Origin of the sequence: Actinoplanes hulinensis, from assembly GCF_019429605.1 — a bacterium.
Taxonomy (GTDB): domain Bacteria; phylum Actinomycetota; class Actinomycetes; order Mycobacteriales; family Micromonosporaceae; genus Actinoplanes; species Actinoplanes campanulatus.
The window spans coordinates 39,270-65,341 of record NZ_JAHXZI010000023.1; the positions used below are offsets into that span (position 1 = coordinate 39,270).

General features: G+C 71.3%; 24 protein-coding genes. 17 read left to right on the forward strand and 7 right to left on the reverse strand.

The annotated features are described in order from the left end of the window. Nucleotides 1–37 precede the first annotated feature (37 nt). Nucleotides 38–1,087, forward strand: a complete 1,050-nt coding sequence (thrC, locus tag KZ829_RS34845) for a threonine synthase (RefSeq protein ID WP_220148101.1) — start codon at nucleotides 38–40, stop codon at nucleotides 1,085–1,087. Here the strand turns inward: thrC and KZ829_RS34850 are convergent. After that, nucleotides 1,084–1,542: a MarR family winged helix-turn-helix transcriptional regulator gene (locus KZ829_RS34850; RefSeq protein ID WP_220148102.1), complete on the reverse strand. Its 459-nt coding sequence runs from the start codon at nucleotides 1,540–1,542 to the stop codon at nucleotides 1,084–1,086. The two genes, thrC and KZ829_RS34850, sit on opposite strands and share 4 nt — an antisense overlap. Nucleotides 1,543–1,682: 140 nt before the next feature. Here KZ829_RS34850 and KZ829_RS34855 point away from each other — a divergent pair, with 140 nt between their 5' ends. The 5 genes from KZ829_RS34855 (at nucleotide 1,683) to KZ829_RS34875 (ending at nucleotide 10,915) form a co-directional block, all read left to right on the forward strand. Further along, entirely contained in the window at nucleotides 1,683–4,949 is a 3,267-nt protein-coding gene (locus KZ829_RS34855) for an efflux RND transporter permease subunit (RefSeq protein ID WP_220148103.1), read from the forward strand. A gap of 63 nt (nucleotides 4,950–5,012) precedes the next feature. Further along, nucleotides 5,013–6,269: an MFS transporter gene (locus tag KZ829_RS34860; RefSeq protein ID WP_220148104.1), complete on the forward strand. Its 1,257-nt coding sequence runs from the start codon at nucleotides 5,013–5,015 to the stop codon at nucleotides 6,267–6,269. A 20-nt stretch (nucleotides 6,270–6,289) separates the two neighbouring features. Further along, a complete protein-coding gene (gene thrB / locus KZ829_RS34865) occupies nucleotides 6,290–7,234 on the forward strand; it encodes a homoserine kinase (protein ID WP_220148105.1) in 945 nt (314 codons plus the stop codon). A gap of 293 nt (nucleotides 7,235–7,527) precedes the next feature. Beyond that, nucleotides 7,528–9,534: a transcription termination factor Rho gene (rho, locus tag KZ829_RS34870; protein WP_220148106.1), complete on the forward strand. Its 2,007-nt coding sequence runs from the start codon at nucleotides 7,528–7,530 to the stop codon at nucleotides 9,532–9,534. A gap of 214 nt (nucleotides 9,535–9,748) precedes the next feature. Next, nucleotides 9,749–10,915, forward strand: coding sequence for a nitric oxide synthase oxygenase (locus KZ829_RS34875; protein WP_220148107.1), 1,167 nt, complete (start codon nucleotides 9,749–9,751; stop codon nucleotides 10,913–10,915). A 64-nt stretch (nucleotides 10,916–10,979) separates the two neighbouring features. On the opposite strand, the gene KZ829_RS34880 is transcribed toward KZ829_RS34875, so the two are convergent. The 3 genes from KZ829_RS34880 to KZ829_RS34890 all read right to left on the reverse strand — a co-directional run bounded on the left by KZ829_RS34880 (nucleotide 10,980) and on the right by KZ829_RS34890 (nucleotide 13,549). After that, nucleotides 10,980–11,498 carry an RNA ligase family protein gene (locus KZ829_RS34880; RefSeq protein ID WP_308285787.1) on the reverse strand — a complete coding sequence of 173 codons (519 nt, stop codon included), beginning with the start codon at nucleotides 11,496–11,498 and terminating at the stop codon, nucleotides 10,980–10,982. A gap of 100 nt (nucleotides 11,499–11,598) precedes the next feature. Continuing rightward, a complete protein-coding gene (locus tag KZ829_RS34885; RefSeq protein ID WP_220148109.1) occupies nucleotides 11,599–12,495 on the reverse strand; it encodes a phosphatase domain-containing protein in 897 nt (298 codons plus the stop codon). Nucleotides 12,496–12,508: 13 nt separating this feature from the next. Next, a complete protein-coding gene (locus KZ829_RS34890; RefSeq protein WP_220148110.1) occupies nucleotides 12,509–13,549 on the reverse strand; it encodes an RNA ligase in 1,041 nt (346 codons plus the stop codon). A 199-nt stretch (nucleotides 13,550–13,748) separates the two neighbouring features. Here KZ829_RS34890 and rpmE point away from each other — a divergent pair, with 199 nt between their 5' ends. Next, nucleotides 13,749–13,973, forward strand: a complete 225-nt coding sequence (rpmE, locus tag KZ829_RS34895) for a 50S ribosomal protein L31 (protein WP_183217236.1) — start codon at nucleotides 13,749–13,751, stop codon at nucleotides 13,971–13,973. Between the two features lie 84 nt (nucleotides 13,974–14,057). Next, nucleotides 14,058–15,149 carry a peptide chain release factor 1 gene (prfA, locus tag KZ829_RS34900; protein ID WP_220148111.1) on the forward strand — a complete coding sequence of 364 codons (1,092 nt, stop codon included), beginning with the start codon at nucleotides 14,058–14,060 and terminating at the stop codon, nucleotides 15,147–15,149. Here prfA and KZ829_RS34905 read toward each other — a convergent pair. Both KZ829_RS34905 and KZ829_RS34910 read right to left on the reverse strand, forming a co-directional pair. After that, nucleotides 15,133–16,482: an outer membrane protein assembly factor BamB family protein gene (locus tag KZ829_RS34905; RefSeq protein WP_220148112.1), complete on the reverse strand. Its 1,350-nt coding sequence runs from the start codon at nucleotides 16,480–16,482 to the stop codon at nucleotides 15,133–15,135. The two genes, prfA and KZ829_RS34905, sit on opposite strands and share 17 nt — an antisense overlap. Beyond that, nucleotides 16,479–17,975 (reverse strand): GGDEF domain-containing protein, encoded by a 1,497-nt coding sequence (locus tag KZ829_RS34910; protein ID WP_183216808.1) that lies wholly within the window; start codon nucleotides 17,973–17,975, stop codon nucleotides 16,479–16,481. Before KZ829_RS34910 ends, KZ829_RS34905 begins: the two co-directional genes overlap by 4 nt. A 67-nt stretch (nucleotides 17,976–18,042) precedes the next feature. Between KZ829_RS34910 and prmC the strand changes: the two genes are divergently transcribed. Genes prmC through KZ829_RS34930 form a run of 4 tightly spaced genes read left to right on the forward strand, consistent with a single transcriptional unit; the run spans nucleotide 18,043 to nucleotide 21,141 of the window. Next, nucleotides 18,043–18,930 (forward strand): peptide chain release factor N(5)-glutamine methyltransferase, encoded by an 888-nt coding sequence (gene prmC, locus KZ829_RS34915; RefSeq protein WP_220148113.1) that lies wholly within the window; start codon nucleotides 18,043–18,045, stop codon nucleotides 18,928–18,930. Nucleotides 18,931–18,954: 24 nt separating this feature from the next. After that, nucleotides 18,955–19,599 (forward strand): L-threonylcarbamoyladenylate synthase, encoded by a 645-nt coding sequence (locus KZ829_RS34920; RefSeq protein WP_208465696.1) that lies wholly within the window; start codon nucleotides 18,955–18,957, stop codon nucleotides 19,597–19,599. A gap of 1 nt (nucleotide 19,600) precedes the next feature. Continuing rightward, nucleotides 19,601–20,197 (forward strand): arsenate reductase/protein-tyrosine-phosphatase family protein, encoded by a 597-nt coding sequence (locus KZ829_RS34925; protein WP_220148114.1) that lies wholly within the window; start codon nucleotides 19,601–19,603, stop codon nucleotides 20,195–20,197. Beyond that, the gene (locus tag KZ829_RS34930) at nucleotides 20,194–21,141 is read left to right on the forward strand and encodes an L-threonylcarbamoyladenylate synthase (RefSeq protein ID WP_220148115.1); all 948 of its coding nucleotides are present in this window, start codon (nucleotides 20,194–20,196) and stop codon (nucleotides 21,139–21,141) included. Before KZ829_RS34925 ends, KZ829_RS34930 begins: the two co-directional genes overlap by 4 nt. 6 nt (nucleotides 21,142–21,147) lie before the next feature. Here KZ829_RS34930 and KZ829_RS34935 read toward each other — a convergent pair whose 3' ends face one another. Then, nucleotides 21,148–22,599 carry an SDR family oxidoreductase gene (locus KZ829_RS34935; protein WP_220148116.1) on the reverse strand — a complete coding sequence of 484 codons (1,452 nt, stop codon included), beginning with the start codon at nucleotides 22,597–22,599 and terminating at the stop codon, nucleotides 21,148–21,150. Nucleotides 22,600–22,680: 81 nt separating this feature from the next. Here KZ829_RS34935 and glyA point away from each other — a divergent pair, with 81 nt between their 5' ends. The 5 genes from glyA (at nucleotide 22,681) to KZ829_RS34960 (ending at nucleotide 26,062) form a co-directional block, all read left to right on the forward strand. Continuing rightward, nucleotides 22,681–23,982: a serine hydroxymethyltransferase gene (glyA, locus tag KZ829_RS34940; RefSeq protein ID WP_220148117.1), complete on the forward strand. Its 1,302-nt coding sequence runs from the start codon at nucleotides 22,681–22,683 to the stop codon at nucleotides 23,980–23,982. A gap of 117 nt (nucleotides 23,983–24,099) precedes the next feature. Beyond that, nucleotides 24,100–24,501, forward strand: coding sequence for a hypothetical protein (locus KZ829_RS34945; RefSeq protein WP_372453962.1), 402 nt, complete (start codon nucleotides 24,100–24,102; stop codon nucleotides 24,499–24,501). Between the two features lie 285 nt (nucleotides 24,502–24,786). Then, complete coding sequence (locus KZ829_RS34950) at nucleotides 24,787–24,948, forward strand: AtpZ/AtpI family protein (RefSeq protein WP_246636787.1); 162 nt, start codon at nucleotides 24,787–24,789, stop codon at nucleotides 24,946–24,948. A gap of 15 nt (nucleotides 24,949–24,963) precedes the next feature. Next, a complete protein-coding gene (atpB, locus tag KZ829_RS34955) occupies nucleotides 24,964–25,758 on the forward strand; it encodes a F0F1 ATP synthase subunit A (RefSeq protein ID WP_220148120.1) in 795 nt (264 codons plus the stop codon). Nucleotides 25,759–25,831: 73 nt separating this feature from the next. After that, nucleotides 25,832–26,062, forward strand: coding sequence for an ATP synthase F0 subunit C (locus KZ829_RS34960; protein ID WP_220148121.1), 231 nt, complete (start codon nucleotides 25,832–25,834; stop codon nucleotides 26,060–26,062). Nucleotides 26,063–26,072 lie beyond the last annotated feature (10 nt).

Genomic DNA, 26,072 nt, shown 5'->3' on the forward strand with positions numbered 1-26,072 from the left:
ATTCTCGAAGATTGACACGCGAGTGAGGAGTACGGCCATGTGGCGGGGCTTGATCGAGGCGTACCGGGACCGGCTGCCGGTCACCGACGCCACCCCGGTGGTCTCGTTGCACGAGGGGAACACCCCGCTGGTGCCGGCGCCGGTGCTGTCCCAGCGCACGGGCGCCGACGTCTACCTCAAGGTGGAGGGCGCCAACCCGACCGGTTCGTTCAAGGACCGGGGCATGACGATGGCCGTGTCGAAGGCCGTCGAGGAGGGCGCCAAGGCGATCATCTGCGCCTCGACCGGCAACACCAGCGCCTCCGCCGCGGCGTACGCGGCCCGCGCCGGCATCACCTGCGCGGTGCTCGTGCCGCAGGGCAAGATCGCGCTGGGCAAGCTGGCCCAGGCGCTCGTGCACGGCGCCCGGCTGCTCCAGGTGGACGGCAACTTCGACGACTGCCTGGCGCTCGCCTCGAAACTGTCCCTGGACTACCCGGTCGCGCTGGTCAACTCGGTGAACATCTTCCGGCTGCACGGCCAGAAGACGGCCGCCTTCGAGATCGTCGAGGCGCTCGGTGACGCGCCGGACATCCACTGCCTGCCGGTCGGCAACGCCGGCAACATCTCCGCCTACTGGATGGGCTACCAGGAGGACCGGGCGGCCGGGAACAGCACCCGGCTGCCGAAGATGTACGGATTCCAGGCCTCCGGCGCCGCGCCGATCGTGAACGGCAAGGTGGTCGAGCACCCGTCGACCATCGCCACCGCGATCCGGATCGGGAACCCGGCCAGCTGGACCAAGGCGCTGGACGCACGGGACTCCTCGGGCGGCCTGATCTCGGCGGTCACCGACCGGGACATCCTGAACGCGTACCGCCTGCTGGCCCGCGAGGTGGGTGTCTTCGTCGAACTGGGCAGCGCGGCCAGCGTGGCCGGTCTGCTCCAGCAGGCGGAGGCCGGGAAGATCCCGGCCGGCTCCCGGGTGGTCTGCACGGTGACCGGGCACGGCCTGAAGGACCCGGAGTGGGCGATCTCCACCGCCCCGTCGCCGACCGTCATCGCGAACGACGCGCTGATCGCGGCGAAGGCGCTGGACCTGGCCTAATCCGCAGGCTCCGGGGGCAGGCACGCGGCGGCCTCCCGGAGCAGCAGCTCCATGGCTTGAGCGACGATCGCGAGCTCCTCGGCTGAGAGACGGCTGAGGAGCTCGCGCTGTTTCGCGGCGCCCGCCGTGATGATGCCATCGATGAGCTCGGTGCCCGCCCTGGTCAGCCCGATCCGGCGAACCCGCCGATCGTGCACGTCCTCCGTGCGCGTGACCAGCTCCTGCACGACCAGCCGGTCGATCATGCCGCTGAGTGCGGCCGCTCCCACACCGACCATCCGGGCCAGCTCGCCGCCGGCGATCGTGCCGTGCCGGGCCAGCAGCAGCATGATCTTCAGCTGCGACATGGTCAGGTGCGAGGAGAAGAGCGGATCCGACCGATCTCCGGCGAACAGGTGCTCCATCCGGATCTGCGCGCCCATGATGTCCGCGATGAGCTGTTCCTTCTCGCCCACCGCGTGCTCCTCGTGTGACGTGCTGATGGCCGGTGCGGGCCCGTCCGACCTCGGACGGTACCAGTGGAACCCCGGCGAAAACCATTTGTTCGCGTCATGCAAACTATCAGTATCGACCGAACCTTTCCGGGGGAGCCCCCATGTCAGCACTGACACGGCTTAGCCTTGCCAACCGAGGTCTCGTCGCCCTGATCGCAATCGTGATCAGCGGCTTCGGGCTCTACGCCATCCCGTCCCTCAAGCAGCAGCTCTTCCCCTCGATCGAGCTGCCCGCCGCGTTCGTGAGCGCGGTCCTGCCCGGAGCCTCGCCGGAAGCGGTCGAGGAACAGGTGACCAAGCCGATCGAGGACGCGGTCAAGGGCATCGACGGCATCGACAGCGTGACCTCGACCTCGCGCGAGAACGTGTCCAGCGTGGTCGTGCTCTTCGAGTTCGGCACGGACATCGAGTCCGCCGTCAACCAGGTCACCACCTCGGTGAACCGGATCCAGCAGCAGCTGCCGGAGAACGTCGACCCGACCGTCTTCGCGGGCGGCACCGACGACATCCCGGCGATCGTGCTGGCCGCGTCGTCCGGTGACAAGGACGAGGCCGAGCTGCTCGCCGCGCTCAACGAGACCGTGGTGCCCGAGCTCAACGGCATCGAGGGTGTCCGCGACACCCAGGTCACCGGCGCCCGCGCCCTGGAAGTGGTGATCACTCCGGACATGGCGAAGATGGGCGCAGCCGGGGTCGGCCCCGCCTCGCTCACCACGGTCCTCCAGGCCAACGGCGTCTCCATCCCGGCCGGCACCGTGGTCGAGGGCGACAAGTCGCTGACCGTGCAGGTGGGCACCCCGATCACCACCGTCGACCAGCTCAAGGACGTCTACCTGACCGGCTCGCGCGGGCCGGTGCGGCTCGGTGACGTGGCCGCCGTGGAGAGCAAGCTGCCGCCCGCGGAGTCGTACACCCGGACCGACGGGGTGAACAGCCTCGGCATCGCGGTCACCGCGCGGCCGGACGGCAACCCGGTGGACATCTCGCACGAGGTCCGGGACATGCTGCTCGACCTGGAGAAGGCGTCCGGCGCGACGCTGACCGTCATCACCGACCAGGCGCCGTACGTGGAGCGCTCGATCGAGAGCCTCACCACCGAGGGCCTGCTCGGCCTGCTGATGGCGGTCGTGGTCATCCTGATCTTCCTGATGAGCGTCCGGTCCACCCTGGTGACCGCGGTGTCCATCCCGCTGTCCGTACTGATCGCGCTGATCGCGCTCTGGGTCGGCGACTACACTCTCAACCTGCTCACCCTGGGCGCGCTGACCATCGCGATCGGCCGGGTGGTGGACGACTCGATCGTCGTCCTGGAGAACATCAAACGCCATCTCGAGTACGGCGAGGAGAAGGTCCACGCCATCCTCACGGCGGTTCGTGAGGTGGCCGGCGCGGTGGTCGCGTCGACCCTCACCACGGTCGCCGTGTTCGCGCCGATCGCCCTGGTGGGCGGCCTGGTCGGGCAGATCTTCTCGTCCTTCGCGATCACCGTGACGGTGGCCCTGCTGGCCTCCCTCGTGGTGTCGCTGACGATCGTGCCGGTGCTGGCGTTCTGGTTCCTCAAGCCGCCGCCGGCCGGCGCCGACACCGAGGCGATCCGCAAGGCCGCCGAGGAGAAGGAGCTGCGCAGCCCGCTCCAGCGTGGTTACCTGCCGGTGATCCGGTTCGCCACCACGAAGCGCTGGACCACGGTGCTGATCGGCATCGCGGTGCTGATCGGCACGTTCGCCCTGAGCACCCGGCTGGAGACCAACTTCCTCGACGAGTCGGGGCAGGACAGCATCACGATCAGCCAGGAGATGCCGGCCGGCACCAGCCTGGCGGCCACCGACGCGGCGGCCAAGCAGGTCGAGGCGATCCTCGCCGACCAGGACGGCGTCAAGACGTACCAGGTGACCGTCGGCGGCAGCTCCGCCAACCCGTTCGCGGGTGGTGGCGGCGCCGGCACCGCCACCTACAACGTGGCGCTGGAGGAGGACGCGGACGCTCCGGAGATCTCCGACGAGCTGGACAAGAAGTTCGACGGGCTGTCCGGCGCCGGTGAGATCAAGATCGGTCAGGAGGGCTCCGGCCTCGGCAGCAGCCAGCTGTCGGTCTCGGTGACCGCCCCCGACAACGAGGCCCTGACCACGGCCACCGAGCAGGTCCGTACGGCGATGACGGGGGTGGCCGGGGTCGCCGACGTCGACACCTCGCTCGCCGAGAGCGTGCCGCGTCTCGACGTGGTGGTGGACCGTAAGGCCGCCGCGCAGGTGGGCCTCACCGAGGCGCAGGTCGCCCAGAACGTGGCGGCGCTGTTCCGGTCCGCCCCGGCCGGCCAGATCAACGTCGACGGCACCACCCAGGACGTGGTGATCTCGTTCGGCACGGCGCCCGCCGACACGGCGGCACTGCGTGCCGTTCCGCTCACCACCCCGCGCGGCGTGGTCCCGCTGGACCAGGTCGCCGACGTCAAGCAGGTGGACGGCGCGGTCGAGATCAACCGGGTGGACGGCAGCCGTACCGTCACCGTGACCGGCGCGGTCACCGGCGACAACCTCACCCAGATCAACCAGGACCTGACCACCGCGCTGGAGGAGCTCGACCTGCCGGCCGGCGCCGAGTGGGCCGTCGGTGGCGTCAGCGCCGACCAGGAGGAGGCGTTCGGGCAGCTCGGCCTGGCCGTGCTCGCCGCCATCGCGATCGTCTTCGTGATCATGGTGGCCACCTTCCGGAGCCTGATCCAGCCGGTGATCCTGCTGGTGTCCATCCCGTTCGCGGCGACCGGCGCGATCATCCTGCTGCTGATCACCGGCACCGCGCTCGGCGTGCCGGCCCTGATCGGTGTGCTCATGCTGGTCGGCATCGTGGTGACCAACGCCATCGTGCTGATGGACCTGATCAACCACTACCGGGCCGCCGGGTACGGCGTGCAGGAGGCGGTGATCGAGGGTGGCCGGCACCGGCTGCGCCCGATCCTGATGACCGCGATCGCCACCATCTTCGCGCTCATCCCGATGGCCCTGGGCCTCACCGGCGAGGGCGGCTTCATCTCCCAGCCGCTGGCCATCGTGGTGATCGGCGGCCTGGTCAGCTCGACCCTGCTGACCCTGATCCTGGTGCCGACCCTCTACACCATGGTGGAGAACCGGAAGGAGAAGAGCCGGGCCAAGCGGCAGGCGAAGCGGCTGCTCAAGGGACAGGCCGCCGGTGAGCCGAAGCACGCCGCCGACAAGCCCGTCGACGACCTGGTGCCGGCCGGTGTGGCGCCGGACTCCAGCGGCGGCGCGCACGAGGCCCCGGAGTCGGGTGGGAAGTCCGCGCTGCGCGGTCTGACCGACCAGTTCGAGGTGCTGAAGATGCCGCGGAAGCCGGCGAACCCGGCCGAGTAGGCGAGATCCGAACCGATGCCCGGCCCACCGCGGCCGGGCATCGGCGTATCTACACTTCGGTACGTGCCAGCAGACTTCTCGGTCCTTACCCGCAACCGTGACTTCCGCCGGCTGTTCGCCGCTGAGCTGGTGGTCTTCGGGGCGGACTGGTTCGTCATGGTGCCGCTGCTCGTGCTGCTGCCGGAGCTGACCGGCGGTGGCCTGCTGGGCGCTCTGGTGCTGGCCGTGGACACCGGCATCCTGGCGCTGCTGCTGCCCTTCACCGGCACGGTCGCCGACCGGGTGGACCGCCGCCGGATCCTGATCCTCGCGAACGCCGCGGCCTTCCTGTCGGTGCTGCTGCTGTTCGCGGTGCGTTCCGCGGCGACCGCCCCGCTCGCACTGGTGGCGGTCGGGGCCATCGCGGTGTCGAAGGCGTTCTACTCCCCGGCCGCGTCGGCCGCACTGCCCAACCTGGTGGACCCCGCCGACCTGCCGGCCGCGAACACCATCGCCGGCTCCGCGTGGGGCACCATGACCGTGGTGGGCGCGTCCCTCGGTGGCGTGGTGAGCAGCGTCTTCAGCCCGTACGCCTGCTTTGCCGTGACCGCCGTCCTCCTGCTCACCGGAAGCCTGCTGACCGGCCTGATCCGGCGTCCGATGCAGGCGCCGCGCAGCGGCGACGGCGAGCCGGCCCGGGCCCTGACCGCCCTGCTCGAGTCGCTGCGACACATCGCCCTGCGCCCCCGCCTGCGGGCTCTCGTGACGGTGAAGTCGGCGGTCGGCCTCGGCAACGGGGTGCTGACCGTGTTCCCGTTGATCGCGGCGGCGCACGGGGCCGGGGCGCTGGGCACCGGCCTGCTGTTCGCGCTGCGCGGCCTGGGCGCCCTGATCGGGCCGCTGGTGATGCGCCCGGTGCTGACCCGCCCGTCCTGGCTGCTGCCCGGTCTGGCCCTGTCCATGGGCCTTTACGGCGTCGGCTACCTGGGTGTCGCCTTCGCGCCGTGGTTCCCGCTCACGCTGGCGCTGGTCTTCGTGGCGCATTTCGCCGGCGGCAGCAACTGGGTGCTGTCCAACTTCGCGCTCCAGGGTGAGGTGCCCGACGAGTTGCGCGGCCGCGTCTTCGCCACCGACATGATGCTGGCGACGGTCGCCATCGCGGTGAGCCAGCTGGCCGCGGGCGCCGTCATCGACCGTGTCGACCAGCAGTGGATCATCGCGGGGTGCGCGTCGATCACCCTCACCTATGCGATCGGATGGCGGCTGGCCACCCGCCGGCTCCGCCCGTCCACCGAGCCGACATTCGCCGATCACCGGGACCGTGAGCCTCCCCCGAAATGATCAACGCCTAGCATGTGGCGATGGGTTTGTCCTTCGTCACCGAACCGGTCTCCGTCAGCACGCCGGCGACCAGCGCCAACCTCGGCCCCGGCTTCGACGCCCTGGGCCTGGCGCTGACGCTGTACGACGACCTGACCGCCCGGGTAACCGGCGACTCCTACACGGTCACGGTGTACGGCGAGGGCGCGGGCGAGTTGCCGACCGGCCCCGACCACCTGGTGGTCCGGGCCATGCTGGCGACCTTCGACGAGGCCGGCGAGCGGCCGCCGGGTGTCGCCGTCGAGTGCGTCAACCGGATCCCGCAGGCCCGTGGCATGGGCAGCTCCTCGGCGGCCATCGTGGGCGGCGTGCAGCTGGCCCGCGGCCTGATCAGAGGCGGTCTCGAGCTGATCGACGACGCGGCTGCGCTGCGGATCGCGGCCCGTCTCGAGGGCCACCCGGACAACGTGGCGCCCTGCCTGCTCGGCGGCTTCACCGTCGCGTGGACCGAGCCGGACGGCGCCCGTGCCGTCACACTGACCCCGGCCGCCGGTGTGCGCCCCACCGTTTTCATCCCCTCCGAGTTGGGGTTTACGGCGTCCGCGCGCGCCGCGCTGCCGCCGGAGGTCCCGCACCACGACGCGTCGTTCAACGCGGGGCGGGCCGCCCTGCTCACCCACGCGCTCACCACGGATCCGTCCCTGCTGTTCCCGGCCACCGAGGACCGGCTGCATCAGGACTACCGCGCTCCGGGGATGCCGGGAACGGCGTCCCTGGTGGCGGCCCTCCGGGCGGCCGGGGTGGCCGCCGTGGTCAGCGGAGCCGGCCCGACCGTGCTCGCGTTGACCCAGGTCCCGGCCGATTTCGCGCCGGGTGCGCACTGGCACGGCGAAGTGCTGGGCGTGGATGACGCCGGTGCTCGTGTGAAAGGGGGTATGGTGGAACACGCCGAGCGGGGTCCTGTTGCCGCAGGTCGCACGAGTTGACTACGCTCAAGACCTAGCACAGCCGCGAAGCAAGCGATCTCTGCGGTTCGGCGCACCCCCGAGGTTTCTGGCCTACGGCCTTTCTCAACTCTCATCAAGGCAAACGCCGGGCAGCATCCATAGATCGCTGCACTCGCCGAGACCTACCCGTCAAGCCCTGACGGGCAGGGATACCGGTCGAGCTGCCGTGCTGCACTAACTCCCGCGCCGCTGTTGCGAAGCGGGTTCCGAGGGCACCCGGCCCAGGCTGCAGTTCCGGGTGGACTCGGGCTTTTTCCGACGGAAGGAATCCATTGAGCGACACCACCGACGTGACGTCGGGTGTTTCTGACGTCGCTGACGGCGCCGGCACCACCGCGACCGCTACGAAGCGTCGCCGGGGCGGCACCGGGCTGTCCGCGATGCTGCTGCCCGAGTTGCAGAGCCTCGCCGCCTCCCTCGGCATCTCCGGCACCGCCCGGATGCGCAAGGGCGAGCTGATCGCCGCGATCACCGAGCGCCAGAGCGGCGGGACGCCCGCCGCCGAGCCGGCCCCGCGCCCGCGTACCAACAGCGCCGAGGCTGTCGCCGCCCCCGCGCAGCCGGCCCCGGCCCAGGCCGCTCCGGTCGAGGCGCCCAAAACCGCAGCCGCACCCGCTGAGTCTGCTCCGGCCGAGCGTCCCACCCGGAGCCGCCGTGAGCGTGCTTCCCGGGAGCCCCGGGAAACCGCCCCGCGCGAGCCGGAGGCGGCGGCCGTGGAGGCCGCTCCGGCCCCGGCCGAGGCGCCCGCGCCCGCGGTCGAGACCACCGAGCGTCCCGAGCGCGGCGACCGGCCGGAGCGCGGTGAGCGCAACCGGGACCGGCAGCGCAACCAGCGTGACGGCCAGCGTGACAACCAGCAGCGCGAGGACCGCGGCAACGACCGTGGTCAGCGTGCCGAGGGTCGCGGTGACCAGGGTCGTGGTGACCAGGGTCGCGGTGACCAGGGTCGTGGCGACCAGGGTCGTGGCGACCAGGGTCGTGGCGACCAGGGTCACGATGACGACGACAGCGAGGAGGGTGGCCGCCGGAGCCGGCGCAGCCGTTTCCGGGACCGCCGCCGCGGCCGGGACCGTGACGGCGACCAGCGTGACGACCGCGGCCAGCGGGAGGGCCGGGAGCCGCACGTGGCCGAGGACGAGGTGCTCGTCCCGGTGGCCGGCATCCTGGACGTGCTGGACAACTACGCGTTCGTCCGCACCACCGGCTACCTCTCCGGGCCGAACGACGTCTATGTCTCGATGTCGCAGGTCAAGAAGTACGGTCTTCGCCGCGGTGACGCGGTCACCGGTGCGGTTCGCTCCGCCCCGCGTGAGGGTGGCAACGACGCACAGCGGCGGGACAAGTACAACCCGCTGGTCCGGCTCGACACCATCAACGGGATGGAGCCGGACGAGGCACGCCGCCGTCCCGAGTTCTACAAGCTCACCCCGCTCTACCCGCAGGAGCGCCTGCGGCTGGAGACCGAGCCGCACATCCTCACCACCCGCATCATCGACCTGGTGATGCCGATCGGTAAGGGCCAGCGCGCGCTCATCGTCTCCCCGCCGAAGGCCGGTAAGACGATGGTCCTGCAGGCGCTGGCCAACGCGATCACCCGCAACAACCCCGAGTGCCACCTGATGGTCGTGCTCGTGGACGAGCGGCCCGAAGAGGTCACCGACATGCAGCGCACGGTGAAGGGCGAGGTCATCGCGGCCACGTTCGACCGTCCGCCGCAGGACCACACCACGGTCGCGGAGCTCGCCATCGAGCGGGCCAAGCGGCTGGTCGAGCTGGGTCACGACGTGGTCGTGCTGCTCGACTCGGTGACCCGGCTCGGCCGGTCGTACAACCTGGCCGCTCCGGCTTCCGGCCGGATCATGTCGGGTGGTATCGACTCGACCGCGCTCTACCCGCCGAAGCGGTTCCTCGGCGCGGCGCGCAACATCGAGAACGGCGGTTCGCTGACCATTCTCGCCACCGCGCTGGTGGAGACCGGGTCGATGATGGACACGGTCATCTTCGAGGAGTTCAAGGGCACCGGTAACGCCGAGCTCAAGCTGGACCGGAAGATCGCCGACAAGCGGGTCTTCCCGGCCGTGGACGTCTCCGCCTCCAGCACCCGTAAGGAAGAGATCCTGCTGGGCAAGGAGGAGCTGGCGATCATCCACAAGCTCCGCAAGGTGCTCAGCTCGCTGGAGTCCGGCGCGGCTCTGGACCTCCTGATGGACCGGCTCAAGCAGACCCGGACCAACATCGAGTTCCTGATGCAGATCGCCAAGTCGACGCCTGGCGAGTAATGATGCTTGTTCGCGACCTACCGTGAGTGCCGACTAGCGCAAGTCAGACACGTCGGTCTCCACCGTCGCGAACGAGCATCACAGCGCAAATGTGACGCGGCCCACCCAATCGGGTGGGCCGCTCCGCTTTTGTCGCACACCTTGTCTGATTCGCCCGCTACGGGGTCGTGCGAACCTCCGGTATCCCCATCCCACGACGATCCGGAGGCGCTCGATGATCGTGCCCGGTTACCGGGACCAACCGGCGGAACCCTGGGATCCGAGTTCGCCCGTGGATCCCGGCGAGGCGGAGGACTTCCTACGGCGCTGCTACACCGAGAACCCACGCCTCGGACCGGTCGAACCGCGACTCGCCATCGTCCGGGCGCAGATCGCCGCGACCGGGAGCTACGTGCACACCACGGACGAGCTGGCCCACGGCGCGAAGATGGCCTGGCGCAACGCCAGCCGGTGCATCGGGCGGCTCTACTGGCGCAGCCTCCTGGTGCTGGACCGCCGGCGCGCCCGTACCGCCGACGAGATCTACTCGCTGCTGGTGCAGCACCTCCAGGCCGCCGGGAGCGGGCAGATCCGCCCGGTGATCAGTGTCTTCGCCCCGGCCCAGCCCGGCCAGCAGCACGCCCGGATCTGGAACGAGCAGCTCATCCGCTACGCCGGGTACCGGACCGAGGCCGGCGGCACGGTCGGCGACCCGCGGATGGTCGAGTTCACCGAGGCCGTTCGTGGCTACGGCTGGCAGGGCAAGGACGAGGCGTTCGACGTGCTGCCGCTGGTCATCGAGACGCCCGGGGACGGGGTGCGCCTCTACGAGCTGCCCGAGCGCGCCATCCGGGAGGTGCCGCTCAGCCACCCCGACCATCCGTGGTTCGCCGAGCTGGGGCTGCGCTGGCACGCCGTACCGGCGATCTCCAACATGCGGCTCACGGTCGGCGGCGTGCACTATCCGCTCGCCCCGTTCAACGGCTGGTACATGGGCTCGGAGATCGGCGCGCGGAACCTCGCCGACGCCGACCGCTACAACCTGCTGCCGGTGGTCGCCGCGCGGATGGGCCTGGACACCAGCCGGGAGTCGACGCTGTGGCGGGACCGGGCGCTGGTCGAGCTGAACCGGGCCGTCCTGCACAGTTTCGAGCGCGCCGGGGTCAAGATGAGCGACCACCACACCGAGTCGCAGCGCTTCATCACCCACCTGCGCAACGAGGAGAAGGCCGGGCGCCGCGTCCCCGCCGACTGGAGCTGGATCGTCCCGCCCATCTCCGGCGGCATCACCCCGGTCTTCCACCGCTACTACGACGAGTTCGACGAGCGGCCGGCCTTCTACCTGGACGACGAGGCCGCCGACCTGGCCCGCCACGGTTCGCGGTGCCCGTACCGGGGATGACCACCGCGGCTGGTCGTGAGGGCTGTCTGAACGGCGTCGAGACAGCTCTGAGGGCCGGCCGGATCTACGCGAACTCGTTGACCGGGAAGTCGTCGCGGTGACGCCAGGAGGCGGGCGTACGGACGTGGCCGGGGCGGACCCACTTCAGGACCCGGTGATCGAACTCGGACGCCGGGATGCGGCCGGTGGCGCGGACCACGAAGCCCTCCGAGTCGTCCTCGGTGCGCTGGGCGGCCCAGGCGGCACGGGCCTCGGAGAGACTGCCGCCCCGGTAGAGGACCGGGACGACAGGCAGCTCCAGGCGGCGGGCCCAGTCGACGGTGTCGTCCCAGCCGAGCAGTGTGTCCGTCTCGTCCCAGATCCCGAAGACCAGGAAGACACCGGGCAGATCGGTGTAGGCGACGCTGCGGCGGGCCCACATGGACTCACCGCAGACGCGCCAGTCGTCGGGTATCCGGTACGCCGTCATGGCCCACAGCGCCTTCGCCGGACGGTCCCACGGGTGGGTGCCGGAGTCGAGCGAGCGGGCGAACATGGTGTCCCGGGTGAAGGTGAGGTTCCCGCCGTCCATTTTCTCGGTCACCACGAGCTCGCCATCCAACCAGGACAGATCATGCTGAATCCGGTCGTCGGCGGTCGCTCCCGGTGAGCCGGGCAGATGGAATGTCCGCGGGTATTTCACCCTAGAAATCTCCCTCCGCCACCTGGAACACGGTCAGGCCGAGCTGCCGCCACATGCGTACCACCTGTTGACGGTCGTCGAACACTCCGACGATCCGCCAGCGCTCCCTGACCTCACGGTCGAAGATCTCCCGCTTGACGATCGAGTCCTTCCGGCTGTCGCCCTCGGCACGCATGAACAACGCCTCGTACGGCACCCCGACGTACAGGTCCAGCCAGGCCTCGGTCTCCGGGCGGCACACCGCGTCCCGCCCGGAGCAGAAGACGATCGCGTGCCCCGCGGCGTGCATCGCCCGGACCGCGGCGATCACCGCCTGGTTGGGCTCGTCCTCGCCGACCCGGCGCCAGTCGTACGGGCTGCGGCCGTTCATCAGCGCCACCGTCCCGTCGATGTCGACCAGCACCGCCTCGGGCAGCTCCGGATCGGGCCGGTAGACCACCCCCGGCCCGCCCCGCTCGACGAACGGGACCGGCAGCGGCAGGTTCTTCCCGGCCAGATAGCGGTCGTGCAGGCGACGGATCGCGTCCTCGCCGACCCGGTCGCCCTCGGGACGCTCGGCGTCACGCCGGACGCACTCGCCGACCGGCACGTCGGTGAAGTCGTGCACCTCGAACGACGCCTCGAACCGGGCCGCCATCTCGGCCCACTCGCGGACCGTCTTGGCGCGCAGGTTCGTGTCGTCGACGATCACGCTGGCCCGGGCCCGCAGCAGCGCCTCCACGGCGGACCGCTGGGCGTGCGTGACCTGGCCCTCGGCCACCTGCGTGTAGAGCCGGCCGCCGTGCAGCATGCGGCGCAGGTCGTCACGGTTCACCCGGACCACGCCGGGCTGGAGCTTGCGCGCGAACGTCGTCTTGCCGGAGGCCGGCAGGCCGCGCGTGATCAGAAGTCGTGTCATCCCCAGTTACCCCTCAACCGGCCGGCCGGACCCGCTGCCACAGGCCGGGACGGTAATCCTTGCCGTCCAGCCGGAGGAACAGCTCGGCGCGGTGCCCACTGCGCACCGCCTCGATCGCGAACTCCCGGCGGCCCCAGCCCTCCGGCAGCCCGGCGACGATCTCGTCGAAGGCGGCCTCGACCGCGGCCGCCCGTGCCTCGACCTCCGCGGTGAGTTCCGTCACGACGCCCCGCGCCCACACGTGGAACTCGTCCGGCAGCGGCTCCAGCATGGCGTCCAGGTCGCCGCCGGTGACCAGCAGCTCCCACACGCTGCGCGGGGTGAGCCCGGTGACCAGGCGGTGCAGCCGGACGTAGTCCGCGTACTTGATCTTCACCCGCTGGTCGGCGTCGGTGAAGTGCACGACCAGGCCTTCCTGGCCGTCGCGCGGCGGAGCGGCCAGCGCTTCGGTCAGCGTCGCATAACCGAACGTCTCGACCACCGGGCCCGGCCAGCCCGGCACCGCCTCCGGGCCGAAGCTGCGGCCGGTGGCGATGTCGACCGCCCCGAGGAGCACCAGGTCGTCGAGGCCCCGATAGTCCACGACGATCCGGTTGCCCGGATAGATGATCTCGACAAGCACGGTCAAACCCGCCGGGGGTACGAAGGACGCGTACCGCGTACGCAGAAGGTCTGTGGCGTGCAGTGCCTGATCCGACGCGAAGGACCCACGCGTGGCGACGGCGTAGCCGGAGCCGTCGTGATAGATCACACCGAGGCTGCCGTCGGCCTTGTCCGTCACCGTGACCCGGGCGCCCGGGTCGAGCGCCGGAGCCTGCGCCTGGTCGTGGTTGAAGAACTTGCGGAACGGCCGGGCCACGATCCGGCCACCGGCGTCCACCACCAGGCCGCGGCAGGCCAGCGTGATCGGCGTCCAGGCGCCGCCGTACTGGCAGGCCTCGGTGTAGTTGTAGATCACGAACGGCAGGCTGGGATGGCGCTGCGTCCGGATCAGTCCGTTTCCGATCGCCTCGGTCAGTTCGACCGGATCGAGGACGTCGTGGAGCAGCGTCATGGGGTGCCTTCCCGGGGGAGTGGAATGAACGGAGGGACGCTCACGTTAACCAGCATGAATCCGCTTGCGCCTCCTGATTTCCGGCCGGTACGGGAGGCATGGCAGACTGGTACATCGGCCAGTAGGGGTTCCGGTTCACGCCTTGTCCACATCAGTGGGGCGACCCGGCGACCCGATCATCGAGAGGGACCGAGAAGACATGAAGAGCGGCATCCACCCCGAGTACTCGACCACCGAGGTCGTCTGCTCCTGCGGCAGCACCTTCACCACCCGCAGCACCGCCAAGGGCGGCGAGATCCGCGTCGAGACCTGCAGCGCCTGCCACCCGTTCTACACCGGCAAGCAGCGCGTCCTCGACACCGCGGGCCGGGTCGCGAAGTTCCAGGCGAAGTACGCCAAGGTCACTGCCGCGAAGAAGAAGTAACTGCTTCAACGGCGCCCGTCCCGGTTTCCGGGGCGGGCGCCGTTCGCGTGTGGTCCGCTTCTTCTGACGACTTGGAGAGATTCGATGAGCAACGACCGTTTGAGCACGCTTCTCGCCGAGTACGCGGACCTGGAGCGGCGGATGGAGGATCCCTCGATCCACACCGACCAGGCGCTGGTCCGGCGGATCGGCCGCCGGTTCGCCGAGCTGGCCCCGCTGAACGCCGCGCACCAGGAGCTGGAGGCCGCACGCGCCGACCTGGTCGCCGCGAAGGAGCTGGCCGCCGAGGACCCGGGGTTCGCCTCCGAGGTCGAGGCGGTCGCCGCCACGCTGCCCGCGCTGGAGGAGAAGCTCGGCGAGATGCTGATCCCGCGCGACCCGAGCGACGCCAAGGACGTGATCGTCGAGATCAAGGCGGGCGAGGGCGGCCAGGAGTCGGCGCTGTTCGCCGGCGATCTGCTGCGCATGTACACCCGGTACGCGGAACGCCGCGGCTGGGTGGTCGAGGTGATCGACTCGCAGGAGTCGGACCTCGGCGGTGTGAAGGACATCTCGGTCGCGGTGAAGACCCGGGGCGTGCCGGAGGGCGGCCACGGCGTCTGGTCCCGGATGAAGTGGGAGGGCGGCGTGCACCGGGTGCAGCGGGTCCCGGTCACCGAGTCGCAGGGCCGCATCCACACCTCGGCGGCCGGCGTGCTGGTGCTGCCCGAGGCCGAGGAGGTCGACATCGACATCCAGGCCGGTGACCTGCGGATCGACGTCTACCGGTCGTCCGGCCCGGGTGGGCAGTCGGTCAACACCACCGACTCCGCCGTCCGGATCACGCACCTGCCCACCGGCACCGTGGTGAGCTGCCAGAACGAGAAGAGCCAGCTCCAGAACAAGGAGTCGGCGATGCGCATCCTGCGGTCCCGGCTGCTGGCGCAGGCCCAGGAGGCGGCCGACGCCGCGGCCGGTGACGCCCGCAAGGCACAGGTCCGTACGGTCGACCGGTCCGAGCGGGTGCGCACCTACAACTTCCCGCAGAACCGGATCACCGACCACCGGATCGGCTACACGGCGTACAACCTGGACCTGGTCCTCGGCGGTGAGCTGGACGGCGTGCTGGACGCGCTGGCGGCCTCCGACCGGGCGGCCCGCCTGGCCGGGGACCCGGACCTCAGCCGACGGCAGTGAACGTGATGTCGTTCCCGTCGCGGCAGCCGATGTAGCGGCCGTCGCCGTCACAGAAGCCGTCCCGGCTGATCGGGATGATGCCGAGCACCACGGACCGGCCGGTGACCAGGTCGAGCCGGCGCAGCACGGCCCGGTTGTAGTCCGGCGGCAGCGCCCGGGAGAGCAGCATGCTGTTCTCCTCCTGGTTGTGGTGCAGCACGTGGCCGCGGCCGCCGGTGCCGAGCTCCCGGCCGTCCACCGAACTCAGGATCGTCTGCTGGGAGTCCTCCGCCGAGCCGCTCACCAGCATGCGGTCGCCGCCGGGCAGGACACCCATGTTCACCTGGCCGGGCCGGCGCCAGCGCTCGGCGCCGGTGGCCGGGTCGAGGGCGATGACGTTCGTGCCGTCGCCGAGGCAGAGCACCAGGCCACAGTCCTGCACGTACGGGCTCTCGTCGGCCTCCCGCTCCCACAGCTTCTCCAGGGTGCCCACCCGGTACGCGGTGACCTTGGCGTGATGCTGTGCGAGGTTGTCGCTGACCAGCACCATCCCGGTTGCCGTCGAGAGCGAGCTGCCCCGGCCGGTGGACGGCTGCAGCGGCACCCACGGCACCCGGCGGCTCACCACGGTGGCGCCGTCGGAATAGCGCAGCACGGTCATCCGCCCGTCCGGCGCCGCCAGCACCACGTGCGCCGGCGTCGACCCGTCGACCTGGAGCATCGCGGTCTGCGCCTCCTCCAGGCGGCGCTCCCAGAGCAGCTCGCCGGACCGGGCCCGGACCACCCGCACCACGGTCAGGCCGTCCCGGTCGTGCTCGTACAGCAGGATCGTGCCCTTGGTGTCGGCCCACTCCTGGAAGCCGGGATGCTTCCACAGCCGCTCGCCGGTCACCGGGTCCAGGGCGGTCACCGTGCCGCCGAAGACCTCCACACCGCGGCTGCCGTCCTCGAACTCGACCTCGGCGGTCTGCTCGTCGCCCGGGATGAGCAGCACCTCCTCGTTCTGCCCGCCGCTCAGCCAGCTCACCTGAGTACCGGTGAGCCGTGTCCATCGGACCTCGCCGGTGGCCACGTCGTACGCCGTGAGCCGGGCGCCGTCGGCATGGGCGCGGTGCACGTAGGCGAGGTCGCCGCGGATCGCCATGGTGTCCGCCTGGCCGAACGGGACCGACCACAGCCGGCGGAACCCGGCCGGGCCGGGCGGCACCGAGGCGCTCAGCAGCGCGGCACAGAGCAGGGTGAGGCCGGTCAGCACGAGACGGCGGACCGTGCCCCGCCGGAATTCGGGCGCCGGCTCCGGTTCCGGCGGCTCGGCCGGAATCCTGCTGACGTCGCCCAGCTCGATCACGGTCACGTCGGCTTCCGGCTCGCCGCGGCGGCCGCCAGCGCGGCGCTCAGGCCACGGCCGTGGGAGCCGATCTCGGACCAGCCCGAGGCCAGCCCGATCGGCGTGCCCGGGACCAGGGCCTGCCAGTTCTCCGCGGTCGCGGCCGCGCCGATCCGGCGGGACACCTCGGCTGCCTGGTGCGGGCCGGCCCCCGGCAGGACCAGCACGAACTCGTCGCCGGCGAAGCGGGCCACGAAGTCGCCGCGGCGCATCACCCGGTGCAGCACCCCGGCGATCCGCTGGAGGACCAGGTCGCCGCAGTGCCGGCCGTGACGCATGTTGACCGAGGTGAACCCGACCACGTCGCAGACACCGACCGCGGCCCGTTCGCCGCGGGACAGCAGGGTGTCGACATACCGCTCCAGCTGGCGGCGGTTGGGCAGCCCGGTGAGCGGGTCGGTCAGGGTCTCGTCGCCGTACCGGCCGGGGTCGCGGTGGGTCTCCTGGGCGTCCAGCCGGGCGGCGACACCGTCCAGATAGCCGTCGCGGAGCTGGTCGATGCGCTGGGCGGCGAGGCGGAACGCGTACCGGTCGGCGGCGTGCGCGGCGGCGTGGTCGCCGGCGCTGGCGTGGCAGATGCTGCGCAACCGGGCCGGCTCGGGCGCGCCCAGCACCTCGGCCGAGACCGGCACCGCCCGGAGCATGGACAGCGCCCGCTCCGGCCGCCCGCCCGCGATGGTCAGGCAGACCGCGCCGAGATGCCGCAGGTCCCGGGTCCGGACGCTGTCGCCGCCGCCGGTCAGCCAGCGGGCGGCGTCGGCGCCTGTCGGCTCGCCCAGGGCGGCGCGGCGGGCCAGCGCGTAGCCGTAGACCGCCCGGCTGCCCGGGCGCAGCTGGTCGGTGGCGACGTAGCGGGACAGCTCGGCGTCGATGTCGCGCAGCACCCGCAGGCAACCGTCGGTGTCGCCCTGATGGTCCAGCGCCACGGCGTTGCGCAGCCGGATACCGGGAGCCGCGAACACCTCGGAGGCCAGGCCGGCCGCCGCGCCGACCTCCCGGGCCTGCTCGATGGCGATCAGCGCCTGGCCGTGGAAGCCCAGGTACGAGTACGCCATGGCGAGATCGTGCCAGCCCCAGGCGGTCTCCGAGTCGCGTTCCGGGACGGCGGCCAGCGCCCGCGACGCCTGCACCAGGTGGGTGACGCCGCGGTCCAGGTTGCTCTGGAGGTGGGCGCCGAGGGCCGCGAAGGCGTGCATCTGGCCGCGCAGATAGGGGTCGGGCACCTCGCGGACCGCCTCGGCGACGGCGGCCATCGCGACCGCCAGCTCGGCCACCCGGCCCAGGTTGATCAGCGCGCCGAAACGCTGGACCAGCGCGTACGCCCGGGTGGTGGGGTCGGAGGCGGAGGAGAGCACCGCGTCGAGGATCGGCAGCGCCTGCGCGGACTGCCCGTTCTGCTGCAGGTGTCCCGCGCGGCGCAGGTCCTCGACGTGTTCCGCGAGCTGGTCCAACCAACTCACCAGGCGCCTCCCACGGCCTCGGCGGGTCGCCCGCTACCCCGCGTGCGCGACGTCCCATGATTATGCCGTGACACCGCGACACGAACACCCCCGCGAAGGCACGGATCGGACCCGTCTGGCGCCGGTCCTGACCGCGGCCACCGCCGACCTCGCGGCGGCCGGGGTCTCCTCCCCACGGGTCGACGCGGAGCTGCTGGTCGCGCACGTGCTGGGGGTGCCGCGCGGGCGCCTGCTGCTGATCGACTCGATCCGGGCCGCGGAGGTGGACCGGTTCCGGGAGCTGGTCACGCGGCGGGCCCGCCGGATCCCGTTGCAGCATCTGCTCGGCACGGCCGCGTTCCGGTACGTGGAGCTGGCGGTCGGGGACGGCGTCTTCGTGCCGCGGCCGGAGACCGAGCTGCTGGCCGGCTGGGGGGTGGCCCGAACCGACCCGGGCGCCGTCGTGGTCGACCTGTGCAGCGGCAGCGGCGCGATCGCGGTGTCGATCGCCGACGAGACGAAGGCCGGCCGGGTGATCGCCGTGGAACGCTCACCGGCCGCGCTCACCTGGCTGCGCCGCAACACCGCCGCCCATCCGGTGATCGAGGTGGTGGCCGGGGACGTCACCGACCCGGGGCTGCTGTCCGAACTGCACGGTGCGGTGGACGTGCTGCTGTGCAACCCGCCGTACGTTCCGGACGGCACCCCGGTCCCGCCGGAGGTCGCCGGTCACGACCCGGCCGAGGCGGTCTTCGGCGGCGGCGACGGGCTGACCGTGATCCGGCCGGTGATCGAGCTGGCCGCGGCCCTGCTCAAGCCGGGTGGCTCGGTCGGGATCGAGCACGACGACGTGCACGGGGAGGCGGTGCCCGCGCTGCTGCGCGCCGACGGCCGCTTCACCGAGGTCGCCGCGCACGACGATCTCACCGAGCGTCCCCGCTACGCGACCGCACGCCGCCGGTGGGAGACCGGCTGACCGCATGGCAGACTGCATCCCGTGATGCTCTACGACTGCTCCACCGTCACGGACCGGGACCGTGGCATCGCCGCCGCGGTCGAGGCGGCCAAGAGCGGCGAGCTCGTGGTGATCCCCACCGACACGGTCTACGGCGTGGGCGCCGACGCGTTCGCCCCGCACGCCGTCAACCAGCTGCACCACGCCCGCGGCTCGGACCGCCGGGTGCCGCCGCCGGTGCTGGTCGGCTCGCGGCACACCCTGGACGGGCTGGTGTATTCGCTGCCCCGCGCGGCCCGGGAGCTGGCCGACGCGTTCTGGCCCGGCGCGCTCACCATCATCGTGGAGCACTCGCCCAGCCTGACGTGGGATCTCGGCGACACCGGCGGCCAGGTGGCGGTGCGGATGCCGCTGCACCCGGTGGCGCTGGAGGTGCTGCGCGAGGTCGGCCCGATGGCGGTCACCGCGGGCAACAAGATCGGCTCGCCCGCGCCGCTGACCGCCGAGGAGGCCCGCGACCAGCTGGAGTACACGGTTCGCGTCTACCTGGAGGCCGGCCCGGCCGCCGACCCGGCGCCGAGCACGATCGTCGACGTCACCGGCGACCTGCCCCGGGTGCTGCGGGCCGGCGCCATCCCGCTCGAGAAGCTTCGTGACGTGGTTCCGGACATCATCGATGGGCAGGCCTGATTTGCCTCCGTTCACCGTTCTGCACGTCTGCATGGGCAACATCTGCCGCTCCCCGATGGCCGAGCGCCTGCTCGCCCGGGCGGTCCGGGACCGTGCCGGCGACGCCGACGGCGGCACGCTGATCCGCAGCGTGAGCGCCGGCACCGGCGGCTGGCACGAGGGCGAGGAGATGAACCCGCCGGCCGCCCGGCTGGTCCGCGCCCGCCGCGGCACCGACGAGGACTTCCTGGCCCGCAAGCTGCGCGGCGACTTCATCGACGACGCCGACCTGATCCTCACGGCCACCGCCGACCAGTTCGACTATGTGGTGGCGCTGCGTCCCGAGGCGGCCGACCGCACCTTCGTACTGGGCGAGTTCGGTCGCCTGCTCGGCGCGGTCAACGCCGCCGGGCTGCCGCCGGCCGAGGCGAAGCCGGAGGCGGTGCACGCCCGTGGTGTCGCGATCGTCGAGCAGGCGGCGACGCTGCGCGGACCGGACGCGCCGCAGGCCGCCGACGACCTGGACGACCCGTGGGGCCGTGGCGACCAGACCTTCCAGCGGGTGGCCGACGAGATCGAGGACACCACGATGCCGCTCGCCGCGCTGCTTCTCCCATGAGCGGCTTGGTCGCGCCCGACGCCGAGGGACTGCGCCGGGCCGTCGAGATCCTGCGCGCCGACTCGGTGGTGGCCTTTCCCACCGAGACCGTCTACGGGCTCGGCGCCCACGCCTTCTCCGAGAAGGCGGTCGCCGAGATCTACCGGCTGAAGAACCGTCCCACCTGGAACCCGCTGATCGTGCATGTCGCCGACCTGGCCGCGGCCCGGGAGCTGACCGACGAGTGGCCCGACCGGGCGGACGAGCTGGCCGGCCGGTTCTGGCCCGGCCCGCTGACCCTGGTCGTGCGGCGGGCCGCGCACCTGCCCGGCATCGGCGCGTCCAACGACACCGTCGCCGTCCGGGTCCCGGCCCACCCGGTCGCCCTCGACCTGCTGCGAGCCTCCGGCCTGCCGCTGGCCGCGCCCAGCGCGAACCGGTCCGAGGGCATCTCGCCGACCACCGCCGGCCACGTGGTCCGCAGCCTGCCGGACGTTCCGCTGGTCCTCGACGGCGGCACGTGCTCGTGGGGCATCGAGTCGACGGTCCTGGACGTGACCGGTGACGTGCCGCGACTGCTCCGGCCGGGCGCTCTCGGCCTGCGGATCCTGCGGGACGCCTCCGGGACGATCGCCCTGCCGGAGTCGGAGACCGAGGACGGCGTGGCGCGGCCCTCGCCGGGCATGAGCCGGCGGCACTACGCGCCGCGCGCCCGGGCCATCCTGTGCAAGGACGTCCGGGACGTGGACCGGTCCGGCCTGGCCGAGCCGATCGCCACCCTGGTGTACGAGGGGACCGACGGCACCGAGGTCCTCTCCGCCGACCCGCGGGAGTACGCCGCCGACCTGTACGCCGCCCTGCACCGCCTGGACGACGCCGGAGTCGCGACGATCCTGGTGCAGGAGCCGCCGCAGACCGAGGACTGGCTGGCCGTACGCGATCGCCTGAGCCGCGCGGCGGCATAGGGAGCCCTAGCGTGTCTCCGCGGTCCGGGTGATGTTGCGGGCCATGCCGTTGAAGACGATGCCGTGGAAGGGCAGCACCGACGCCCAGTAGAGGTGCCCGGCCAGCCCGCGCGGCAGGAAGACGGCCCGCTGCCGGTAGACGCTCCGGCCGTCCTCGCCGTGGCACACCCGCATCTCCAGCCAGGCCCGCCCCGGCACCCGCATCTCGGCGCGCAGCCGCAGCAGCGAGCCGGGTTCGATCTCCTCGACCCGCCACCAGTCCAGGGCCTCGCCGACCCGGAGCCGGTGCCGGTCACGCCGGCCGCGCCGCAGCCCGACGCCGCCGGCCAGCCGGTCCAGCCAGCCGCGCACCGACCAGGCCAGTGGGAACGAGTACCAGCCGTTCTCGCCGCCGACGCCCTCGATGACCCGCCACAGCCGGTCGGGTGGCGCGTTCACCGGGCGGGATCGTTCGTCGACGTAGACGGTGCCGCCGGACCACTCCGGGTCGGTGGGCAGCGGCTCGGCGGCGGCGTCCCGGCCGGCGGCGCTGGACCAGCGGGTCTCCACGTCGGCGTCGCGGATCTTGCCGAGGGCCCGGCGCACCGCCTCGTCGAAGCCCATCGGCTCGGGGCCCGGCAGCAGCGCGGCCAGGTCGTTGTCGCGGGCCACCGCCTCGTGGACGAGGCTGGCCACCAGTGGGCGGGCGATGGCGTTCGGGACCGGCGTGATCAGGCCGACCCAGTGGGCGGACAGCCACGGGCTGAGCACCCGGGTGGGCAGGATGATCCGGCGGGGGAGCCCGGCCACCCGGGCGTACCGCTGCATCATCTCGGCGTAGGTGAGCACGTCGGCGCCGCCGATGTCGAAGCCGCGGCTGACCTCCGGCGGGAGGGCCGCCGCGCCGATCAGGTAGCGCAGCACGTCCCGTACCGCGATGGGCTGGATCCTGTTGCTCACCCAGCGGGGCGTGACCATCGCCGGAAGCCGTTCGGTGAGATGGCGCAGCATCTCGAAGGACGCCGACCCGGAGCCGATGATCACCGGTGCCCGCAGCACGACGGTCGGCACCCCGCTGTCCAGCAGGATGCGGGCCACCTCGGCCCGGGAGCGCAGGTGCGCGGAGGGCCGCTCATGGAGGGGCGGCTCCGGGCCGCCGAGATAGACGATCCGGCGTACGCCCGCCGCGCGCGCCGCCGCGGCGAAATTGCCGGCCGCCTCCCGGTCGAGCCGCTCGAAGTCCCGGCGTCCGAGCGAGTGGACCAGGAAGTAGGCCACGTCGACGCCCTCGAACGCGGCCGGCAGGGTGGCCGGTTCGGACAGGTCGGCCTCGGCGACCCGCACACGGCCGGCCCACGGGACGTCCCGGAGACGGCGGGCGTTGCGGGCGAGACAGCGGACGTCGTACCCGGCGTCGAGCAGCCGGGGAGCGAGCCGTCCGCCGATGTATCCGGTGGCTCCGGTGACCAAGCACAACATGACTGCTGAGTGTGCCCACGAAGTGACCCTCCGAAGCAATATGCTCGGAACCGGCAGGCTCCTCGAGCTCGGGAGGCCAGGGTGAGCACCTTCTGGGGGCCGGACTTCGCGGCGTTGGAGCGCGAGGATCCGGAGATCGCCGACGTGCTCGTCGAAGAGGTGGCCCGCCAGCGGGACACGCTCCAGCTGATCGCGAGCGAGAGCTTCACCTCACCGGCGGTGCTCACGGCACTCGGCTCCACACTCGCCAACAAGTACGCCGAGGGCTACCCCGGGGAGCGCTACTACGGCGGCTGCGGGCAGGTGGACCGGGCCGAGCGGCTCGCCGTGGAGCGGGCCCTGGACCTGTTCGTGGCGGAGCACGCCAACGTCCAGCCGCACTCCGGCACGTCGGCGAACCTGGCGGCCTACGCCGCGCTGGCCGAGCCGGGCGACGTGGTCCTGGCCATGGGGCTGCCGCACGGTGGGCATCTCACCCACGGCAGCAAGGCCAGCTTCTCCGGCAAGTGGTTCCACCCGATCGCGTACCGGGTGACGCCGGAGACCGAGGAGATCGACTACGACGAGGTCCGCGACCTGGCCCTCGCGCACCGGCCCAAGCTGATCATCTGCGGCGCCACCAGCTACCCCCGCCTGATCGACTTCGCCCGGTTCCGGGAGATCGCCGACCAGGTGGGCGCGTACCTGCTGGTCGACGCGGCGCACTTCATCGGCCTTGTGGCCGGGCGGGCGCTGCCCTCGCCGGTGCCGTTCGCCGACGTGGTAACCGGCACCACCCACAAGGCGCTGCGCGGTCCCCGCGGCGGCATGATCCTGTGCCGGGCCGAGCTGGCCCAGCGGATCGACAAGGCGGTCTTCCCGTTCGCGCAGGGTGGCCCGATGATGCACGCCGTGGCGGCCAAGGCGGTCGCCTTCCGCGAGGCGGGCACGCCCGCCTTCCGGGGGTACGCGAACCAGACCGTCCGCAACGCGCGGGCACTCTGTGCCGGGCTCGCCTCCGAGGGGATGCGCCCGGTCACCGGTGGCACCGACACCCACCTGGCCGTTCTGGACCTGCGCGAGCTGGGCGTGACCGGCCGGGACGCCGAGGCGCGGTGCGCCCATGCGGGCATCGCGCTCAACAAGAACGCGGTTCCGTACGACCCGGAGCGTCCCGCCGTGGCCTCCGGTGTCCGGATCGGGACGCCGAGCGTCACCTCGCAGGGGATGCGGGAGGGCGAGATGCGGCGGATCGCCGGTCTGATCGGCCGGGCCGTGACCGCCGACCCGGAAACCGGGGCCGGCGCGGCGGCGCTGCGCGATGTGGCGGCCGAGGTCGGGGAAATCGTCGGCGCATTTCCGCCCTATCCACTCGACGCCGAATTGCTGGCGAATTCCCGGTGAGAATTCCCTAACGACCACCTGAACGGGCGTTTTGGGGCGGATAGGCGACGTGGGTGGTAGCGTGGCGCGCCGCCCATCGAGCCGGAATTCGGTGAGCGGGCGCCGAGGGAGGTCGTGGTGAATCAGGTGGCGGCGGATCCGCGCTGGCGGGTGGAGCACCTGCCGTTCCTGTCGGCGGTCTCGGCGGCGCTGGTGCTCTGCGCGGCCTCCGCCGGTTTCCTCTACGGCGGACCGCAGGCCGCACTGGGCGCGGCCGCCGGGGTTCTGGTCGTGACCGTCAGCTACAGCATGTCCACGCTGGTGATCGCGTGGGCGGACACCGTGCGGCCGGCTTTGCTGATGCCGCTCGGGCTGCTTACCTATGTGGTGAAATACACACTGTTAGGGATAATCCTGGCATTCGGGGTGACGTCCGACTGGCAGGGACGTCTGCCGCTCGGATACGGGATCGTCGCCGGGGTCGTGGTCTGGACCGGCGTCCAGGCCTGGTGGATGTACCGGCGGACTCCGCGAAAGTGATCTAGAGCACCACGAAGGCCCTGGTCAGGGTGGTGGGAAACGGTCAAGCCGCCACGATCCGGTGACCTCTGAGTACGTGCCGTGTTCCGTTTTGGCGCGACAGGAGTACCGTGTCCAGACAGTTGCGAGACTCCTGACGCCTGGACAACTGCGGTTGTGCGGGGGGTCCCGCTTAGCTTCGTGTTTCCTGCTGATATCGTTCGGGCCGTCATGACCGGCCAGAAACCTCCCCACGAATCGCGCGGTGACAACGGTTCGGACCCACCCCCCGACACGGGTATGGGCATGACCGCGGTCTCCTATCTCATCGCGGGCATCATCGTGTGGGGCGGGATCGGCTGGCTGGTCGACCACTACGCCGGAACCGAGGGCATCTTCGCCGGCATCGGCGCGGTTCTCGGCGTCGCCGGTGGTGTGTACCTCATCGTGCGCCGTCTCGGCGCCTGACAGGAAAGGGCTACGGTGACCGGTCAGTCGATCGTCCTCGCAGCGGATGTACCGTTCCCGCCGAGCGTCGAGGACTTCTACCTGCCCAGCATCCTGCCGTGGGGCGCTCACGACAATTACTGGTTCACCAAGATCACTCTGCTGGTCTGGGTCACGGTCGCCCTGCTGATCGTGTTCTTCCTGGCGGCGTACCGGAAGCCCCAGCTCGTCCCGACGAAGAGGCAGTGGGTCGCGGAGAGCGTCTACGGCTTCGTGCGGAACAACGTGGCGGTCGACATGATCGGCCCGGCCGGCGTCCGCTTCGCGCCGTACCTCACCACGCTGTTCATGTTCATCCTGCTGAACAACTTCTGGGGCATCGTGCCGTTCGTGCAGATGTCACCGAACTCGCACATCGCCTTCCCGGCGGTTCTCGCGGTGATCAGCTATGTGATGTTCATCTATGTCGGCATCCGGCACCACGGGTTCTTCAAGTACTTCAAGCACGCCCTGGTCCCGCCGGCGCCGTGGTTCATCCTGCCGCTGCTGATCCCGATCGAGCTGTTCTCGAACTTCATCGTCCGGCCGTTCTCGCTGGCCGTCCGTCTGTTCGCCAACATGTTCGCCGGTCACATGCTGCTGCTCGTCTTCACGCTCGGTGGCTTCGCGATGATCAGCGCGAACGCCTGGCTGGCACCCGTATCGGTGCTCTCCTGGGCTCTCACCATCGCGCTGACCATGCTCGAGTTCCTGGTGATCTGCCTCCAGGCCTACGTCTTCACGGTGCTGACCGCGAGCTACGTCCAGGGCGCGCTCGCCGACGAGCACTGAGCAAGAACCGAACGAGTAACACCCCGTTGTCGTCCCGCGTGACAGTCACGCGAGATACCAGGAGGAATTAGCAATGGACCTTGTCGCCGCCGTTGAGGGCAGCACCGCCGCCATCGGTTACGGTCTCGCTGCGATCGGCCCCGGCATCGGTGTTGGTCTGGTCTTCTCGGCTTACATCCAGGCGACCGCCCGTCAGCCCGAGTCGTCCCGTCTGACCCTGCCGTACGTCTGGATCGGCTTCGCCGTCATCGAGGCCCTCGCCCTGCTGGGCATCGCGTTCGGCTTCATCTGGGCCGGCAACTGATCTTCGACCT

Coding starts and splice junctions, on each gene's coding strand:
- thrC (WP_220148101.1), top strand. CDS start 38: ATGTGGCGGGGCTTGATCGAGGCGTACCGGGACCGGCTGCCGGTCACC.
- KZ829_RS34855 (WP_220148103.1), top strand. CDS start 1,683: ATGTCAGCACTGACACGGCTTAGCCTTGCCAACCGAGGTCTCGTCGCC.
- thrB (WP_220148105.1), top strand. CDS start 6,290: ATGGGTTTGTCCTTCGTCACCGAACCGGTCTCCGTCAGCACGCCGGCG.
- KZ829_RS34875 (WP_220148107.1), top strand. CDS start 9,749: ATGATCGTGCCCGGTTACCGGGACCAACCGGCGGAACCCTGGGATCCG.
- KZ829_RS34885 (WP_220148109.1), bottom strand. CDS start 12,495: ATGACACGACTTCTGATCACGCGCGGCCTGCCGGCCTCCGGCAAGACG.
- KZ829_RS34890 (WP_220148110.1), bottom strand. CDS start 13,549: ATGACGCTGCTCCACGACGTCCTCGATCCGGTCGAACTGACCGAGGCG.
- rpmE (WP_183217236.1), top strand. CDS start 13,749: ATGAAGAGCGGCATCCACCCCGAGTACTCGACCACCGAGGTCGTCTGC.
- prfA (WP_220148111.1), top strand. CDS start 14,058: ATGAGCAACGACCGTTTGAGCACGCTTCTCGCCGAGTACGCGGACCTG.
- KZ829_RS34920 (WP_208465696.1), top strand. CDS start 18,955: ATGCTCTACGACTGCTCCACCGTCACGGACCGGGACCGTGGCATCGCC.
- KZ829_RS34930 (WP_220148115.1), top strand. CDS start 20,194: ATGAGCGGCTTGGTCGCGCCCGACGCCGAGGGACTGCGCCGGGCCGTC.
- KZ829_RS34935 (WP_220148116.1), bottom strand. CDS start 22,599: ATGTTGTGCTTGGTCACCGGAGCCACCGGATACATCGGCGGACGGCTC.
- KZ829_RS34950 (WP_246636787.1), top strand. CDS start 24,787: ATGACCGCGGTCTCCTATCTCATCGCGGGCATCATCGTGTGGGGCGGG.
- KZ829_RS34960 (WP_220148121.1), top strand. CDS start 25,832: ATGGACCTTGTCGCCGCCGTTGAGGGCAGCACCGCCGCCATCGGTTAC.